This window comes from Bacillus cereus group sp. Bc010, from assembly GCF_027716745.1.
Classification (GTDB): Bacteria; Bacillota; Bacilli; order Bacillales; family Bacillaceae_G; genus Bacillus_A; species Bacillus_A pacificus.
The window spans coordinates 146,595-164,402 of record NZ_JAQFUY010000005.1; the positions used below are offsets into that span (position 1 = coordinate 146,595).

A 17,808-nucleotide genomic window follows, 5' to 3' on the forward strand; every position below is an offset into this window, starting at 1 on the left:
TAAATATGAAAAATATTAAAGGGGCATTTCCAGTATTAATCACACCGATGGATGAGTTTCAAGAAATTAATTGGAACGGTGTAAAGCAAAACGTAAATTATTTTATTAATCAAAAAGTAGCTGGCATTATTATTAATGGAAGTACAGGAGAGTTTGTTAGTTTATCAAAAGAAGAACGGTTTAAAATGGTAGAAACAGTATTAAAAGAAGTTGATGGCCGTATTCCGGTTATTGTTGGGACTGCAGCAGAAACGACGAAAGAAACGATTGAATATACGAAACATGCGGAAGCGTACGGAGCGGACTGTGCATTAATTATTAACTCATACTATTGTAAACCGAAGGAAGAGGAAATTTATTTTCACTTTAAAGAAATCTCAAACGCTGTAAATATACCAATTATGTTATACAATAACCCGTTTACATCTGGTGTTGATATGAGTACGGAGCTCATGCTACGTATTGGAAAAGAATGTGAAAATGTTACACATATTAAAGAATCTAGCGGAGATATTCGAAAAGCAAGAGATTTAGTAAGACAAGGCGAAGGTGCTTTTCAAGTATTCTGTGGATCTGAAGATTTAGTTATGGAATCTTATTTAGTTGGTGCGACGGGCTGGGTTTCAGTAGCAGGTAATATCATACCGGGACTTGTTACAAAAATGTATGAGCATTTCCAAAATGGTGAATTAGAAAAAGCTTGGGAAATAAACGATGCGATTTTACCTCTTTGTGAGTTTCTTGAAGGGTCAGGAAAATATGTACAAATCGTGAAACGCTCAATGGAATTACACGGGCAAGCAGGGGGACCTTCTCGTTATCCAAGACTCGGATTAACTGAAGAAGAAGATCAAAAGCTTCAAATGATTATTTCAAAAATTGCTGCTCAAGCAGCTGTTTAAAAAAGGAGGAGATCATATATGTTAACGACAAACATTGAGCTGAGACCAAAAGTGAAAGCGTTTTTAAATGAAGAAATTAAAATGTTTATTAATGGTGAATTTGTACCTTCCATTAGCGGGAAGACATTTGAGACATACAATCCAGCAACAGAAGATGTTCTAGCTGTCGTATGCGAAGCGCAAGAAGAGGATATTGATGTTGCAGTAAAAGCAGCAAGATCTGCATTTGAATCAGGACCTTGGGCAGAAATGACTACTGCTGAAAGAGCGCATCTTATTTATAAATTAGCAGACTTAATTGAAGAGCATGGGGAAGAATTAGCACAGTTAGAAGCTTTAGATAATGGGAAACCATATCAAGTAGCACTGGATGATGATATTGCAGCGACTGTAGAAAATTATCGTTATTATGCTGGATGGGCTACAAAAATTATTGGGCAAACAATTCCAATTTCCAAAGATTACTTAAATTACACACGCCATGAACCTGTTGGGGTTGTAGGTCAAATTATCCCTTGGAATTTTCCGCTCGTTATGTCTTCTTGGAAAATGGGAGCAGCATTAGCAACAGGTTGTACAATCGTATTAAAACCAGCAGAACAAACGCCTTTATCGTTATTATATACAGCGAAACTCTTTAAAGAAGCCGGTTTTCCAAACGGTGTCGTAAACTTTGTGCCAGGTTTCGGCCCTGAAGCGGGAGCTGCAATCGTAAACCATCATGATATTGATAAGGTAGCTTTCACAGGTTCAACTGTTACAGGGAAATATATTATGCGTCAATCTGCAGAAACAATTAAACATGTAACGTTAGAACTTGGTGGTAAATCACCAAATATCATTTTAGAAGACGCTGATTTAGAAGAAGCGATTAACGGCGCATTCCAAGGCATTATGTATAATCACGGCCAAAATTGTAGTGCCGGTTCTCGCGTGTTCGTTCACCGAAAACATTACGAAACAGTCGTAACTGAACTTGTGAAAATGGCGAATAACGTCAAACTTGGAGCAGGTATGGAGAAGGAAACGGAAATGGGTCCACTCGTATCTAAAAAGCAACAAGAGCGTGTACTACATTACATTGAACAAGGAAAAGCTGAAGGCGCGACTGTTGCTGCTGGTGGTGAACGTGCATTTGAAAAAGGTTATTTTGTACAGCCAACGGTATTCACAAATGTTACTGATGATATGACAATTGTGAAAGAAGAAATTTTTGGACCAGTTGTCGTTGTACTTCCATTTGATTCAACAGAAGAGGTAATCGAAAGAGCAAATCGCTCGTCATACGGACTCGCTGCAGGTGTATGGACACAAAATATTAAAACCGGACATCAAGTTGCCAATAAATTAAAGGCAGGAACAGTATGGATTAATGATTATAACTTAGAAAATGCAGCTGCACCATTTGGTGGGTTTAAACAATCTGGAATCGGTCGTGAGTTAGGTTCATATGCGCTTGATAATTACACAGAAGTGAAAAGTGTTTGGGTAAATATAAAGTAATAGAGAATCTAACTGTTAATAAATAGAGGAATGAAATAATGAGATAGGCGGACAACTGGAAGATTTCATAATAGTTGTCCGTTTTCTTATATATAAAATAGTTTTCAAAAGAATGATAAGGGGGATTTGGATGGAGCAATTAGTAGAGTGGTTAGTAGGGCAAGTATGGAGTATTGGATTAGTTATTTTCGCATTAGGAGCAGGTGTGTATTTTACAATTGCAACTCGTTTTCTACAAATTCGTTATTTTAAAGAAATGATTAAACTATTATTTGAAGGGAAGAGCTCTGAGACGGGAATTTCATCCTTTCAAGCATTTTGTTTAGCGTTATCTGGTAGGGTTGGAATAGGTAATATTGCAGGCGTTGCGACAGCTATCGCTTTTGGTGGACCTGGAGCTGTATTTTGGATGTGGGTAATGGCACTATTAGGAGCAGCGAGTGCATTTGTTGAATCAACATTATCTCAAGTATATAAAAGTAAAGTCGGAAATGAATATCGCGGTGGTACACCATATTTCATCGAAAAAGGCTTAAAAATGAAATGGTTTGCAGTCATTGTCGCAGTCGTTGTAACACTTTCATATGGCGTTTTATTACCAGGTATTCAATCAAGTAGTATCGCAGTTGGATTCGAAAACTCTAACGGTATTAGCAAATATATAACTGGTATATTGTTAGTCATATTATTAGCAGCAATCATTTTTGGCGGCGTAAAGAGAATTGCTGGCGTTTCGCAAATGCTTGTTCCATTTATGGCAATTGGCTATGTAATTGGTACATGTATCGTATTAATTGCGAATGTAACGGAAATTCCAAGTATGTTTGCTTTAATTTTCTCTAGTGCTTTTGGTGTAAATGAAATGTTTGGTGGAATCGTTGGTGCAGCAATTGCATGGGGCGTGAAGCGGGCTGTATTTTCAAATGTTGCTGGCGTTGGAGAAGCGACGTATAGTTCCGCTGCGGCTGAAGTATCCCATCCTGCAAAACAAGGGTTAGTTCAAGCGTTTTCTGTATATATCGATACAATTGTTGTTTGTACAGCGACAGCTCTTATGATTTTAATAACAGGTATGTATAATGTTATACCTGAAGGAAAAGGTGCTATTGTAAAGAATATAGGGAATGTTGATGCAGGTCCAATCTATACACAACAAGCAGTTGAAACTGTTATGACGGGATTTGGTCCATTATTCATTTCAATCGCAATTTTCTTCTTCGCATTTACAACTTTACTTGCTTACTACTATATCGCTGAAACGACACTTACTTATTTAGATCGTGAGGTTAAATATAGCTGGTTAAAACCAGTTTTAAAAATTGGATTTTTAATTATGGTTTACATCGGTAGCGTAGAATCAGCGTCACTTTTATGGAATCTTGGAGATTTAGGAATTGGTAGTATGGCATGGTTAAATTTAATCGCGATTTTACTATTAAGTAAAATTGCATTAAAAGTGTTAAAAGATTATGAAGCGCAGAAAAAAGAAGGAAAAGATCCCGTATTTGATCCTAAAAATGTAGGGATTGAAGAATTAGTTTTTTGGGAAGAGAGAAGTAAAGAGATTGAAAGGAAAAACTATAAGGAACAATCAGTAGTGGATGATAGTCTGAAATTGTAGCTAAAATAAACTGAATATTCATTCTATTTATCAGGGTATATTGCCTTATTTTCATCACATACTACAATAGATACAGATAATTTGAATGGAGGTAATAATAAGATGGAATACGAACAACATCATAGTTCGGTAAATGACGTTCTACATCATTATAAAGAAGGAATCGGTAGTTTTACAAACCAAATTCCTGAAATTGCTGAGACATATAATGCATTCACGCAAGCTTGTTTTCAAGAGGGTGCTTTAACAAAAAGAGAAAAACAACTTATCGCATTAGGAATTAGTCTAGCAACGCAAGATGAATATTGTACGATTTATCATACAAAAGGTTGTCTTGATCAAGGGTGTTCAGATAAAGAGATTTTGGAAGCATGTGGTGTATCAGCAGCATTTGCTGGCGGAGCTGCAATGAGTCTAGCGGTAACTTTAGTACAGGAATGTTTAACAGAACTGAAAAATCAAAATCATTGAATATAAAAAGAACGTTTTAAACTTTATGTTTAAAACGTTCTTTTACGTGAGATTAAATTTGAGTATGAAAATTACCTTGTATGTGATGTATTAAAGTAAGAATTTTAAATTTAGTGGGAATGAGGAATAACAACTATTTATTTAGTTTTAAGTTTTCCGAAAAAGTTTCAATTGTTTCATGTAATCAATAGCTTTTGTTTTGTTCTTTTGTTTACATACATATTCGAATTCATTCTTATCTCTATAATAACTATTCATCATGTCTTCTGTAATAATGCCATCGGAAATAGCTTTTTTAATTGCGCAATGTGGTTCATTTGTATGAGAGCAGTTAGAAAATTTACAGTTCTTAGATATCGCTTCTATATCCTCATATCCAAGATCAAAGTCGTCCTTATGATGTATTAAGTCAAATCCTATTTTGCTAATGATTAATCCCTCCATCATTCATACATTCTAAAAGTATGCTCTATTTAAATATATATTTCCTTTTAGTATTCTGTTATTCCTTCTTTAAAACTTGGTACAATGAAACAAAAGGGGGATTAATAATGCAAAATTTAGTAATTGAAGAGATTAAGCAAATAAAAGATGAGGTGGAAGAGCTTTCTAACCTTTTGAAAACAGTTGTAGATGATGGGGCGTCAATTGGTTTTTTACCTCCACTGGAACAAAAAGAATCAACAAAGTATTGGCAAACTGTTTTAGCGCCAGAAGTGATATTATATGTCGCTAAAATAAACAATGAATTGGCAGGGAGTATTCAATTACATTTAGTTACAAAGCCTAACGGAATTCATAGAGCCGAGATTTGTAAGTTAATGACTCATCCCAACTTTAGACGTAATGGTATTGGACGTTTACTTATGCAAAAAGCAGAGGAACGAGCGAAGCAAGAAGATAGGTCTCTTTTAGTGTTAGATACGAGAGAAGGAGACCCTTCTAATAGATTGTATAAATCATTAGACTATCAAGAAGTTGGAAAAATACCAGAATACGCGATTTCTCCAAATGGTAATTTAGATGCCACAGTTATTTATTATAAAGTTTTATAAGTTACGATTAAAAAGCTATCATGCTCAAAATAATAAACCACCATTTTTAACACCGTCTATATTTCTCTAGCGGTGTTATTTGAATTTATTTAATGTACAAATTGAATTTGAGAAAGTTTTTAGAGGGTTCTGTTTGTATGGTCTCTCGACTTATAATGGATGTAGAGAAGATGACTAGGCAACTATAGTTATTTTCGCTTTATTATGGGAAAGGGGATGAAGAGATGAAAACGAAAGGTTTACAGAAGGTGAAGAAAGTTATATTAAGTGGTGGCATATTACTTACGGGATTGTTAACTTTCGGTTTTTCAGAAAAAGCTTCAGCTCATGGATATGTTGAATCACCAGCGAGTCGTTCTTATTTATGTAAGCAAGGGGTAAATGTAAACTGCGGACCAATTCAATATGAGCCGCAAAGTGTAGAAGGAATAGGTGGATTCCCGCAATCAGGACCTTCGGATGGTCAAATCGCAGGAGCTGGCCATTTCCCTGCTTTAGATGTACAGACTGTAGATAGGTGGAAGAAAGTTACGTTAAACGGTGGGACGAATACATTCAAGTGGAAACTAACGGCTCCTCATAGTACGAAAGAGTGGAAATATTATATTACGAAGAAAGATTGGAATCCAAATAAGCCTTTAACGAGGTCTGATTTAGATTTAGTGCCTTTCTATGTGAAAAATGATGGAGGAGCTAGACCTGGAACTTCCGTAACACATGAAGCAAATGTGCCTACTGATAGAAATGGATATCACCTTATTTTAGCTGTGTGGGAAATTGCAGACACTGGGAATGCATTTTATCAAGTTATCGATGTTAACCTTGTAAATAATGGTTTGGCATCGAATTTTCCGCTAAATCATGTAGTGCAAGCTCCTAGCTTATTTTAAATAAAGTGAAACTTTAATCAGTGGGGTTCTTACTGCACATTAAAGCGGGATAAAATATACATTTCGATCATCTAATTCATTTTAGATGATCTTTTTTTACGAAAAACGATGAAAAATATAGAAGAAAGTGCAATTATTTATAAAAAATTATGCTTTAAATATTGTCATATTTGCTTCTTTAAGATATCCTTTTCATGAAGAGGTGGAAAACATGGAAAAAGTACTAGTTTTCGGGCATAAAAACCCAGATACAGATGCAATTTGTTCTGCAATTGCTTATGCAGAATTGAAAAAAGAATTAGGAATGAATGCTGAGCCTGTACGTTTAGGCGAAATCAGCGGTGAAACTCAATTTGCGTTAGACTATTTTAAAGTAGAAGGACCGCGTTTTGTTGAGACAGTTGCAAACGAAGTGGACAACGTTATTTTAGTTGACCATAACGAGCGTCAACAAAGTGCTAACGATATCGAATCTGTTCGTGTGTTAGAAGTTATTGACCATCACCGTATTGCTAACTTTGAAACAAGCGATCCTATTTACTACCGTTGTGAGCCAGTTGGTTGTACAGCTACAATTTTAAACAAGATGTACAAAGAAAACGGCATTACAATTCGTAAAGAAGTTGCAGGTTTAATGTTATCTGCAATCATTTCAGATTCTTTACTATTCAAATCTCCAACTTGCACAGAGCAAGACGTAGCAGCAGCTCGTGAATTAGCGGAAATCGCTGGTGTAGATGCTGATAACTACGGCTTAGAAATGTTAAAAGCTGGTGCTGACTTAAGCGGAAAAACAATGGAGCAATTAATCTCTCTTGACGCTAAAGAATTCCAAATGGGTAATGCGAAAGTTGAAATCGCACAAGTAAACGCTGTTGATACGAACGACGTTCTTGTACACCAAGCAGAACTTGAAAAAGTTATCTCTGCAGTAGTAGAAGAAAAAGGTTTAGACCTATTCTTGTTTGTTGTAACTGATATCTTAACAAACGATTCTGTCGGTCTTGCGATCGGTAACGCAGCAAACGTTGTTGAGAAAGCATACAACGTATCTCTAGAAAACAACACTGCTACATTAAAAGGTGTAGTATCTCGTAAAAAACAAATCGTACCAGTATTAACAGAAGCATTCCAAGCTTAATTTTATTGAGTACAGATAGAAAAGGACAAGTAGTCGGATTGGCTACTTGTCTTTTTCTATCCGTATAAAACAGAAAATTCGAATTTTTAATAGGGGGTTTGTGTATGCTTAATGAATTCGAAAGTAAATTACAGTCACTTTTAGAGCGAAATATTACTTCTGTTTTAGAATTAGAAAGTTGGCTTTTCGATGAACTGCGTGTAACCGCTGAAGTAGAAGAGGAGATAACAAGTAGTTTAATCGCCACGTATAGAGATACAGATGACAGAAATATGCGTGATTTACATATGTATAATCAAAATACAATTCAACCACTTTTAAAAAGATACACTGCAAAATTTGACGAGAAATTTAGAGAGTGTCCGTTTTCTGACTTATTAGATGAGCAGAAATATGGATTTATGAAAAAAGCAAGATTTGTGAAGAGTAGAATGTTTAATGAAGAAAATATTGCTCTTTCTATTAAAGAGCAAGAGCTTATTACGAAGTATAGAGAAATAATGTCTAACATAACAATTAATTGGGAGGGAGAGCAAAAGACGTATGCATACGTTAAAGCACAGCTAGATAACTCTAATAGAGCTATTCGTGAAAAAGCTTGGTACGCTTTATGTGAAGCAAGAAGTGCAGTGAAGATGGAAATAGATTGTATTATGAATGAGCTCGTACAATTACGGAATGAGCTCGCTTTAAATGCAGGATTTCATAATTATAGTGAATATGCTTATAAACAAAAAAACAGAGATTATAACATTGAAGATTGCTATAAGCTCCATGAATCTATAGAAAAGTATGTTGTACCAATTTGGAAACAATTAGGGAGTATTTCTAAAAAGAATCTCGGTGTAAAAACGTATCGCCCTTGGGATCTTACTCCATGTAATATACTAAAAGCTCCATTTCAAAATGCCATTGATTTATTGGATGGGTTGGAAGAAATGTTTCGGAAGACAGATTTATATTTTTATGAGGAATTTATCCATATACGAAAAGCAGGATTAATTGATGTAGAAGAACGTGAAAATAAAGCACCAGGAGCTGCTTGTTTTACCTTGCCTCATAGTAAAGAGGTTTTTGTGTATTCTAATTTTAGTCCATCATTTTATGCGATTAATGCGCTCATACATGAAGTGGGACATGCATTTCATTTTTATAAACAATTTAAAAATGATAGTAGCATGCAGGAAAGGTATCTTCGTGAAGAGGTGGCTGAGCTTTATTCCCTCAGTCTTGAGTTACTAGTAATGGATAAGCTTACTATTTTTTACAAGCAAGAGGATGAATATAAAGAAGTGCAGCGCGTACAATTATATCGTGCTTTGTCTTTATTATTGTCGTCAATTGCAGGAGATGTATTCCAGCATTGGATCTATACAAATCCAAACCATACACCAGAAGAGCGTGATAAGAAATACGCTGAACTATGCAAAAGGTATCAATATTCATCAGTCAATATTGACTGATTAGAAGATGAAATTGGTTCGAGTTGGGTAGAGTCATTTCACTTTGTTCAGTTTCCTTTTTATAAAATTGAATATGCAATTGCGCAAATAGGAGCAATGCAATTGTTTCAAATTTATCGAGAGGATCCAGAAAAAGCGATTACTTTCTTTAAAGAGGGAGCGAGTGCAGACTGGAACCTACCAATACAAGAAATATATGAAAAAACAGGTGTCACGTTTGATTTTTCGGAAGAAAGGATAGAAAGTACTGCAAGTGTAATTGTTGATCTGATTAATGAATTAAAATAAGGATAGCATTAGCTATCCTTATAGCTGTTTGTTCGTAGGTTTTTTCTTGTTTATATAAAATGTAATAATAGCTGTAATGAGAAAAATAGGTATAGCATACGCTTGCCCAACAAACAACTTCCAGCCCACATGATTATAACCTTGAGATGCTGGAGCAATCATAGCGATTACGCAAACAATAATATAGAGTACTAGTGCAGGGAGTATATTTTTCACTTATTCACCTCCTTCTAAAGATAAAATATTTTGTCATTCATATATTTTAATTAACATTAAGAGCTTTGAAAAGTAAATGTACCATTATTGGTAGTATTATAATATTTACAAAAAGTGTACTATGTTTAAATAGGGCAATGGGATTTCAAATCTTAAAAAAGTGAATTATAAGTAAAAAACGATGGTTTTATGGTAAAAGATATATTTTTTATTTTTAATATCATTATATAGCATGTTGAGAGAAAAATGTGTAAAATAGTTAATTTTACTTATGCAAGAGAAGAGGTAAGAGATAAATGAAAAGGTTATGCATAATTCCATGCGGAAAGAAGAAAATTTGGGATAAGTATCCGGATTACGGGCCTATGGAGGCAAAAGATGTATATATTAGCCCGTTCGGAAAAGCGTGTCAGGCGTATGCAACGATGTTTTTTGAGAATTGGGTTATATTATCGGCGAAGCATGGATTTTTAAGGCCAAATGATATTGTACTAGAAAACTATGATCTTGCGTTTGATTCAAAGAGCGATAAGGTAATAAGTATAGAGCAATTACAAAAACAGATGGTAGATAAAAGTTTACTACAGTTTGACGAAATCGTCTTACTTGCAGGGAAAAAGCATAAAAAAGTAGTAACAAAGCTATATCCAGAAGAAATGATTACATATCCGTTAGAAGGATGTAAAGGAATTGGATATATGTTGCAGAGGTTGAAAGAGGCAGTGAAGGAAGAGGTGGAAATATAAGTATAGTTTCGGTCACCATGAGCTTAAACTGTTTTTAAGGAGCTAAAACGTAAAATAGAGTTTTTAAGCATCGCCAAAAAGGTGATGCTTTTTGTTCGTGTCACCACTTTTTATATCGAAAACGATTTGCCTTCACCTATAGAAAATGTAGGACGTATGGGGACAGTTAAGATTGTAAGAGGGAATAGCAATAAGACAAGTTTTGAATATGATATTAAGAAAGGAGATGTTGATAAATAAATGGCCAGATATAGTTTGCACGGAGGACACAATAGTATTGTTCAAGGGGCTAATTTTGGGAATCGGAAAGAACACGTTCTAGATAGGCAAGTTAAAGATGCTGTGGCGACTAAGTTAAGATCCCTAGGACACACGGTTTATGACGATACGGATGAGGTAGGGACAACTCAATCACAAAATTTAAATAATATCATTCGGAATAGCAATTCCCATGCTGTGGATTTAGTTATTTCTTTTCATCTTAATGCAAGTGATGGAAATGGACAGGGTGTTGAGGTTTTGTATTATGATCAGAAAGATTTGGCGGCTAAAATATCAGCTCAACTAGCAAAAGATATTGGATGGCGTGATCGAGGTGCGAAACAACGTACAGATTTAGCGGTATTAAATGGAACGAAGGCACCGGCTATTCTTATTGAATTAGGATTTATTGATAATGAATCCGACATGGCAAAATGGAATGTTGATAAAATCGCTAATTCTATTGTATTTGCTCTTACAGGACAAACTGGAGGAGGTGCAACGGACTTGCTCAAAGTAAAAACTGGTGGTGTAGCATTTAGCAATTTACAAGCTTTGGCTCAGGCGATGGTTGATGCGGGTATTGATGGACAAATTGTCGTTCAGAAAGATGGCATTGGTTATGCTATAACGAATGGCTATCCGTCCGGAAATATCGATAAATTTACAGCTTGGTTAGATGCACGTAAATGGTACTATGAGTACTTGAGATAAAACGAAAATTAGTTTGATTAAAAACTAAAAATTGTCTTATTTTTAGTTAACAAGTATATTAAGTAATTAATAATTATGTAACTATAAATATGGATAATGTATATGTAAAGTAGTACACAAAACCACCTGTCAGAAAGGTGGTTTTGTGTATCCCGCTTTAATGGGCAGTAAAATTCATACCTCAAAATTCGGATGAAGCTAAGAAATTAGCTGGGAATTGCACTGCTTGTGGCCTCCTACTGATTATAGTTTAGAGCTTTGTAAGTCTTTACTTATTAAACCCGTAATAATATTTTATTTTCTCAATACATAAGCCGAATTTTAAATTATTACTAAATAATACAATACTTCTCATACTATTTATTAGATGATAATAGCAAAAAAACAAGCTTTGAATATAATAACGAAAAAGGAGATGTTAAATAATGGGTTACATTGTAGATATTTCGAAATGGAATGGCAACATTAATTGGGATATCGCGGCTCCACAATTAGATTTTGTAATTGCACGTGTGCAAGATGGTTCAAATTATGTAGATCCTTTATATAAAAATTATGTACAAGCAATGAAAGCAAGAAATATTCCGTTTGGTAATTATGCGTTCTGTCGTTTCGTTTCAGTAGAGGATGCACGGATAGAGGCGAGAGACTTTTGGAACCGTGGTGATAAAAATGCAACAGTTTGGGTAGCTGACATAGAAGTAAAAACAATGAACGATATGAGAGCAGGTACACAAGCTTTTATTGATGAATTACGAAGATTAGGAGCTAAGAAAGTCGGTTTATACATCGCTCATCATATGTATGCTCCATTTGGAATGGCAAATGTCAATTGTGATTTTGTATGGATTCCTCGTTATGGTGGTAACAAACCAGCCTACCCATGTGATATTTGGCAATACACAGAAACAGGGAATGTAGCCGGCATAGGAAAATGTGATTTAAATAAGTTAATGGGAAATAAACCGTTAGTTTGGTTTACTAATCAAACTGTTGAACAATCGACAAAACAAGAAGGAGTTGGAATTATAGTGAATAAATTTAGTAAAGTTGTTACGTATGAATTTGGTACAGCGTTAGTAGTAGAAATGTTAGGAATGATGGATGCTCTTGGGTATGAATCTCGTATTATCTCATATGGAGATAAACAAGGATTAGTTAGATTTGAAACAGCATATCGCCAAGGGAATGAATTAGATCGAGCGACAGCGTGGTTAGATGCTAAGGGACTTAAATATTTTTATACAAAAGAATAGTTTGCTAAATAAAAAGCCGTCATGTGACGGTTTTTTATTTTTATGTAATCTTTTAACTCTACTTATAATATGGAGAAAATAGACTAACAAACAAGCCATTGTATACTTTTAAACATAGAATATGATGCATTCTATCAAGGAGGAAGCATATTTATGAGAAATACTTGTCATTGTGGACATTTTCAAGATTGTAATAAATTTTGGGATGATTTGATGTTTGGGAGATATAGATGTAAACGCAATGATTTTCACGAGTGTTGTTGCAAAGAGAAACCGAAGTGTGAGTGTGAAAAATGTCATTGTAAAACAAAAGCGAAATGCCATTGTAGGCATGAAGAGGAAGGGTATTAATAATAAAAAAGAGTACGATACGCACTCTTTTTTGGGGTGATTATATTCCATCTTGAACAGATTTCTTTACAACTAACCATGTGTCTTTCTTTTTAATCGTTATAGCTACATTAGTTCCATTAGATTCCTTATAAAAGATATATCCATTGTTTGAGTTTACATATGTGACTGGTTCGCCTATGCAATCTCGCGAGCAGGATTTGTTGACTAGTTCAATTAGGGAGAGTTCGCTTGGATCTGTTTTACTTGCTTCTATAACAGCGTCAAGGTTCGTTTTTCGATAGCCTTGTAAGTTGATATGAAAAAACTGCTCTATTTCTCCTGTAATGCTAGTATTCATTACTTCTACTGAATTCTTTTTTTCTTGAAGAAATCCGTTTTTATAAAGTAATTTTGTATATCCAATCCATGCTATTAATACTAGCATGAAAAATATACCCGTCATTTTAAGCGTTCGTAGTCGTTTACTTACAATAGTTTCTGAGTATTTCATTCAGTCTAATCCTCCAATGTTTTTAATTTAAAATATGCTTGGATACATACTTTTAGAAGAGGATGAAATTTGCTGAGTTTTCAATAAAAAAGAAAACATCCAGAGTTAGATGCTTTCTTTTTTGTATTTTTTGCTATCTGTTAGTTACTTGTTTCATAAGTGGTCTAATTTCTTTAACCGGTGGTTTTTTATCGTATACATCAACGTAAGAAAAATAATAATTTAAGTTTCTGAGAATTCCTTTTCCTATTTTAGCACTTAAGAAAGGAAAGACTTGTCCAGTATAATCATCAAGAGATTTACAATAGTATTTTTCATCTAAATATATACTGTATTTACATGTTAGTTCTACTAGTGAGTTTCCTTCATCATCAATTACTTCCTTAGAATCAATAATGTCTATTAATGCGAATTTTTCATTTAGATAAACTTTCTTCTTTTTCTCATATTTATTTGTGAGTATAAATACGAGACCAATGGCGTTAATCAAACTGTTTCCTCCTATAAAAAACGGATATTAATAAAATATATCGATATACGTTAAATGTAAAGAGGACAGGTGAAATATCATTGATAGAAAGTTCAATAAGCCGATTTGGTTTTCAAATCGGCTTATTGTTATTGAAATACTTGCGGGAATTGCTTTACGATTGCGTTTGTTATCATGTCGGCCATTTCTAAAGCTTCTTTTTCAATTTTATCGTACAGTTTTACGCCTGCTTCATAATCTTTATTTAGGAATGCCAGTGCTTCTGCCTTAGTTAGTGCTAAATGTTCATAAAACATGTTTCTAAATGCTTCTTTATCAATATATGGGTTAATACTAGTAAGAAATGCAACAATTTCATCTCCGTTAGCGTACCATTTTTTCTCTATAGCAGTAGCTGAATTTTGATCACCAGCTTTTGCTGCTTTAACAAGATCCGCTGCAATTACTAAGTGGTCTTTAATTAGTGCACTATATTTTTTTACAGCATCCTCACCATAGAATGGTTCAAGCGACAGTCCCATATGTGTTGCATTTTGAAGAAGCCGCCCAACTGTAATGTTTACGTCAGGTAAATTAAAAACAATACTTATAATAGCTAATCTCGTCCAAGCAACGTGTTGTTCCCATAAGGAACGCATATAACCTTTTAAAAAATTCTCGTTTTTACTAATTCGGTAATTACGTACAGATGTATCAAACTGTACATAAGGGTTATGATAGGGGGAGTAATACGATTGCCAATAAGGGTACATAAACGGTAACACTCCTTTGAACATGTATAACTCAAAGTATGATGGAAATTTATATTTAGTTACGTGTCCTCGCTTATTTTTAAAAATTGAGTGTTTTAATTGTGATATACAGATAAAACGAATATAAAGTAAAAGATGCTCTGCAAGGGAAGTTGCAGAGCATCAAAAGGGTATTGCCGAGATGTCGGACTCGACTACGTAATATTATCATAAAATTCGCTTAAAAAAACCTGGTAAATGTGTCCAAATGAAAGTGTATCTTTAATAAAGTCAAAGGGATCTGCTTCCCGCGGCAGATCCCTTTGACTAGATAATGTCGATGAGCAAAAACTCATCTGGAGTACTTTAATAGTAACAAGTGAAATTCGTTTTGTGTATTGAGAAAAAAAGATTTACTTTATTAAATGTTAAAAACTTATATTTTACTTCTTGCTATTATCATCATTTGTTGTGAGTGGAGTATGGTTATAAAATGGAGAAAAGATTTACAATCACATCTAAAAGTGTACTGAAATATATATAAATCAAAAAAGACCTGCACAAATAAGCAGGTCAACTTAAGGGGGGGATCAAACAGAATATTTCATATGTTAACAACTGTATTGTATTAAGTCTATAAGGTTCATATTGAGAAAATTATTATGAACGATCTATTTCGCACGTGTATTAACGTTTAAAAAGTTGAGAAAGAAAATGAAAAAGCTTTCTATAAGAAAATAATGGTTGGTACTTATAGTATGATTCATATTTCCACGCTTCATTATTTGAGAATTGGGGTTGGTTCGATACGCTTTTCTGTTTGATGAAACTAATATTATGGTGCTTCATATAGTAACCTCCTGAATTCATATGTATAAGATTAGTAGTATTCAAGGAGAATTAATAAAATGTGTATTTATTTAGAAATTCGTTATAGTTGTTAATCCAGCTCTAAAACGTAAAGAAGCATAAAATAATGAAAAAGCAGGACGTTAGTCATGTATTCATCGCTTTCATGACCCATAAGAGATGATATAATAGGAGTAGATGAAAGATAAAGAAAAGCAGGTGACTCTTTTTTGTTTACAAAAGCACAAGAACTTTTAGCGTCTTATTTCGGTTATTCGTCATTCCGAAGAGGACAAGATGAAACAATTAAAAATGTATTAGATGGGAAAGATACAGTTTGTATTATGCCTACAGGTGGTGGTAAGTCAATTTGTTATCAAATTCCCGCATTAGTATTTGAAGGAACAACGTTAGTTATATCGCCTTTAATATCGCTTATGAAAGACCAAGTAGATACATTAGTACAAAATGGTATTTCAGCTACATATATTAATAGTTCTATTTCGATTACAGAAGCGAATCAACGAATTCAATTAGCGAAACAGGGCCATTATAAGTTACTTTATGTAGCGCCAGAGCGACTTGATTCAATGGAGTTTGTTGACCAACTGATCGATATGAAAATTCCGATGATTGCCATTGATGAGGCGCACTGTATTTCGCAGTGGGGACATGATTTCCGTCCGAGCTATTTACATATACACCGTATATTAGATTATCTTCCAGAAAAGCCGCTCGTATTAGCATTAACTGCTACGGCAACACCACAAGTTCGTGATGATATTTGCAACACGCTTGGAATTAATCAAGAAAACACGATTATGACAACGTTTGAGCGCGAGAACTTATCATTTTCTGTTATTAAAGGACAAGATCGTAATGCATATTTAGCGGATTATATTCGTCAAAATCAAAAGGAATCTGGGATTATATATGCAGCTACTAGAAAAGTAGTTGATCAGTTGTATGAGGATTTAATGAAAGCGGGAGTTTCTGTATCAAAATATCATGCTGGTATGAGTGATAACGATCGAAATGAGCAACAAGAACTCTTTTTACGTGATGAAGTGAGCGTAATGGTAGCCACATCTGCGTTTGGGATGGGTATTGATAAATCGAATATTCGTTACGTTATCCATTATCAGCTTCCAAAAAATATGGAAAGTTATTACCAAGAAGCAGGACGTGCTGGCCGTGACGGATTAGATAGTGCATGTATATTGCTTTATTCTTCTCAAGATGTACAAGTACAACGCTTTTTAATTGATCAATCGACAGGAGAGTCTCGTTTTTCAAATGAACTTGAAAAACTGCAAAATATGACTGACTACTGTCATACAGAACAGTGTTTACAATCATTTATTTTGCAATACTTTGGAGAAGAACCAAAAGAAGATTGTGGCCGCTGCGGTAATTGTACAGACGACCGAGAAAGTATCGATGTGACGAGAGAATCGCAAATGGTTTTATCTTGTATGATTAGGACGAACCAACGATTTGGTAAACAAATGATTGCACAAGTACTAACTGGATCTAAAAATAAGAAAGTCATTGAATTTAATTTTCATACTTTGCCAACTTACGGACTTTTATCAAATCGTAGTGTAAAAGAAGTGAGTGAATTTATTGAGTTTTTAATTTCAGACGAGCTAATTGCAGTTGAACATGGTACTTACCCGACACTAAAAGTAACGGAAAAAGGGAAAGAAGTGTTACTTGGTAAAGAGAATGTTTTACGTAAAGAACGAGTAGAGACAAGACAAATCGTTCAAGATCATCCTTTATTTGAAGTACTTCGCGAAGTACGTAAAGAAATTGCGCAAAGAGAAGGGGTACCTCCATTCGTTATTTTCTCTGACCAAACGTTGAAAGATATGTGCGCAAAAATGCCGCAAAGCGACTCTGAACTTTTAACTGTGAAAGGGATTGGTGAACACAAACTTGTGAAGTATGGTTCGCACTTCTTACAAGCAGTTCAGCACTTTATTGAGGAAAACCCAAACTATGCTGAAACTATTAAAACAGAAGTGGTGACAGAGCGGAAAAAATCAGGGAAAGCTTCAGCAAATTCACATTTGGAAACGTATGAAATGTATAAACAAGGTATTAATCTAGATGAAATTGCGAAAGAACGTGGATTATCAAGACAAACGATTGAAAATCATTTAATTCGTTGTTTTGAAGATGGAATGGAAGTAGACTGGAACAGTTTTGTTCCTGCAGAATACGAACAACTGATTGAAACTGCTGTGCAAAATGCTGATGGTGGTCTGAAATCGATTAAGGAACAACTTCCGAATGAAGTGAGTTACTTTATGATTCGTGCTTATTTACAAATTAGAAAGTAGTGACATGTAAAGGGGATAG

Annotated in this window: 17 protein-coding genes and 1 pseudogene; 13 read left to right on the plus strand and 5 right to left on the minus strand. The window is 34.5% G+C overall.

Translation table 11 applies throughout. The annotated features are described in order from the left end of the window. The first annotated feature begins 5 nt into the window (after positions 1-5). From dapA to PDQ68_RS09130, 4 genes are all read left to right on the plus strand, one after another. Positions 6-902, plus strand: a complete 897-nt coding sequence (gene dapA, locus PDQ68_RS09115; protein ID WP_061182933.1) for a 4-hydroxy-tetrahydrodipicolinate synthase — start codon at positions 6-8, stop codon at positions 900-902. Between the two features lie 18 nt (positions 903-920). Further along, a complete protein-coding gene (locus PDQ68_RS09120; RefSeq protein ID WP_061182934.1) occupies positions 921-2,405 on the plus strand; it encodes an aldehyde dehydrogenase family protein in 1,485 nt (494 codons plus the stop codon). Between the two features lie 130 nt (positions 2,406-2,535). Beyond that, the gene (locus tag PDQ68_RS09125; RefSeq protein WP_254520541.1) at positions 2,536-4,026 is read left to right on the plus strand and encodes an alanine/glycine:cation symporter family protein; all 1,491 of its coding nucleotides are present in this window, start codon (positions 2,536-2,538) and stop codon (positions 4,024-4,026) included. Positions 4,027-4,128: 102 nt separating this feature from the next. Continuing rightward, on the plus strand, positions 4,129-4,497 hold the full coding sequence (locus PDQ68_RS09130; protein WP_061182936.1) for a carboxymuconolactone decarboxylase family protein: 369 nt from the start codon (positions 4,129-4,131) through the stop codon (positions 4,495-4,497). A gap of 147 nt (positions 4,498-4,644) precedes the next feature. Here PDQ68_RS09130 and PDQ68_RS09135 read toward each other — a convergent pair whose 3' ends face one another. Beyond that, a complete protein-coding gene (locus PDQ68_RS09135; RefSeq protein ID WP_061182937.1) occupies positions 4,645-4,941 on the minus strand; it encodes a P-loop NTPase family protein in 297 nt (98 codons plus the stop codon). Between the two features lie 107 nt (positions 4,942-5,048). On the opposite strand from PDQ68_RS09135, the gene PDQ68_RS09140 reads away from it, so the two are divergent. The 4 genes and pseudogenes from PDQ68_RS09140 (at position 5,049) to PDQ68_RS09155 (ending at position 9,334) form a co-directional block, all read left to right on the plus strand. After that, positions 5,049-5,552 (plus strand): GNAT family N-acetyltransferase, encoded by a 504-nt coding sequence (locus tag PDQ68_RS09140; RefSeq protein WP_016717707.1) that lies wholly within the window; start codon positions 5,049-5,051, stop codon positions 5,550-5,552. 224 nt (positions 5,553-5,776) lie between these two features. Then, the gene (locus PDQ68_RS09145) at positions 5,777-6,442 is read left to right on the plus strand and encodes a lytic polysaccharide monooxygenase (RefSeq protein WP_000850067.1); all 666 of its coding nucleotides are present in this window, start codon (positions 5,777-5,779) and stop codon (positions 6,440-6,442) included. A 211-nt stretch (positions 6,443-6,653) separates the two neighbouring features. Then, positions 6,654-7,583, plus strand: coding sequence for a manganese-dependent inorganic pyrophosphatase (ppaC, locus tag PDQ68_RS09150; RefSeq protein ID WP_000416846.1), 930 nt, complete (start codon positions 6,654-6,656; stop codon positions 7,581-7,583). A 104-nt stretch (positions 7,584-7,687) separates the two neighbouring features. Continuing rightward, positions 7,688-9,334: pseudogene (locus PDQ68_RS09155) on the plus strand (M3 family oligoendopeptidase). 18 nt (positions 9,335-9,352) lie between these two features. On the opposite strand, the gene PDQ68_RS09160 reads toward PDQ68_RS09155, so the two are convergent. Further along, on the minus strand, positions 9,353-9,550 hold the full coding sequence (locus PDQ68_RS09160; protein WP_016717704.1) for a DUF4017 family protein: 198 nt from the start codon (positions 9,548-9,550) through the stop codon (positions 9,353-9,355). A gap of 296 nt (positions 9,551-9,846) precedes the next feature. Between PDQ68_RS09160 and PDQ68_RS09165 the strand changes: the two genes are divergently transcribed. The 4 genes from PDQ68_RS09165 to PDQ68_RS09180 all read left to right on the plus strand — a co-directional run bounded on the left by PDQ68_RS09165 (position 9,847) and on the right by PDQ68_RS09180 (position 12,918). Beyond that, positions 9,847-10,296 (plus strand): DUF6884 domain-containing protein, encoded by a 450-nt coding sequence (locus PDQ68_RS09165; RefSeq protein WP_270786660.1) that lies wholly within the window; start codon positions 9,847-9,849, stop codon positions 10,294-10,296. Positions 10,297-10,536: 240 nt separating this feature from the next. Then, positions 10,537-11,271 (plus strand): N-acetylmuramoyl-L-alanine amidase, encoded by a 735-nt coding sequence (locus tag PDQ68_RS09170; RefSeq protein ID WP_000135295.1) that lies wholly within the window; start codon positions 10,537-10,539, stop codon positions 11,269-11,271. A 425-nt stretch (positions 11,272-11,696) separates the two neighbouring features. Then, positions 11,697-12,527, plus strand: a complete 831-nt coding sequence (locus tag PDQ68_RS09175; protein ID WP_016717701.1) for a GH25 family lysozyme — start codon at positions 11,697-11,699, stop codon at positions 12,525-12,527. 217 nt (positions 12,528-12,744) lie between these two features. Then, a complete protein-coding gene (locus tag PDQ68_RS09180; RefSeq protein ID WP_016717700.1) occupies positions 12,745-12,918 on the plus strand; it encodes a hypothetical protein in 174 nt (57 codons plus the stop codon). Here the strand turns inward: PDQ68_RS09180 and PDQ68_RS09185 are convergent, their stop codons facing one another. From PDQ68_RS09185 to PDQ68_RS09195, 3 genes are all read right to left on the minus strand, one after another. After that, positions 12,919-13,371 (minus strand): hypothetical protein, encoded by a 453-nt coding sequence (locus tag PDQ68_RS09185; RefSeq protein ID WP_061182415.1) that lies wholly within the window; start codon positions 13,369-13,371, stop codon positions 12,919-12,921. 133 nt (positions 13,372-13,504) lie between these two features. Continuing rightward, the gene (locus tag PDQ68_RS09190) at positions 13,505-13,861 is read right to left on the minus strand and encodes a hypothetical protein (RefSeq protein ID WP_000606242.1); all 357 of its coding nucleotides are present in this window, start codon (positions 13,859-13,861) and stop codon (positions 13,505-13,507) included. A gap of 128 nt (positions 13,862-13,989) precedes the next feature. Next, positions 13,990-14,613, minus strand: coding sequence for a hypothetical protein (locus tag PDQ68_RS09195; protein WP_014893647.1), 624 nt, complete (start codon positions 14,611-14,613; stop codon positions 13,990-13,992). Between the two features lie 1,058 nt (positions 14,614-15,671). Here PDQ68_RS09195 and recQ point away from each other — a divergent pair. Next, positions 15,672-17,789, plus strand: coding sequence for a DNA helicase RecQ (gene recQ / locus PDQ68_RS09200; RefSeq protein ID WP_061182414.1), 2,118 nt, complete (start codon positions 15,672-15,674; stop codon positions 17,787-17,789). Positions 17,790-17,808: the final 19 nt, after the last annotated feature.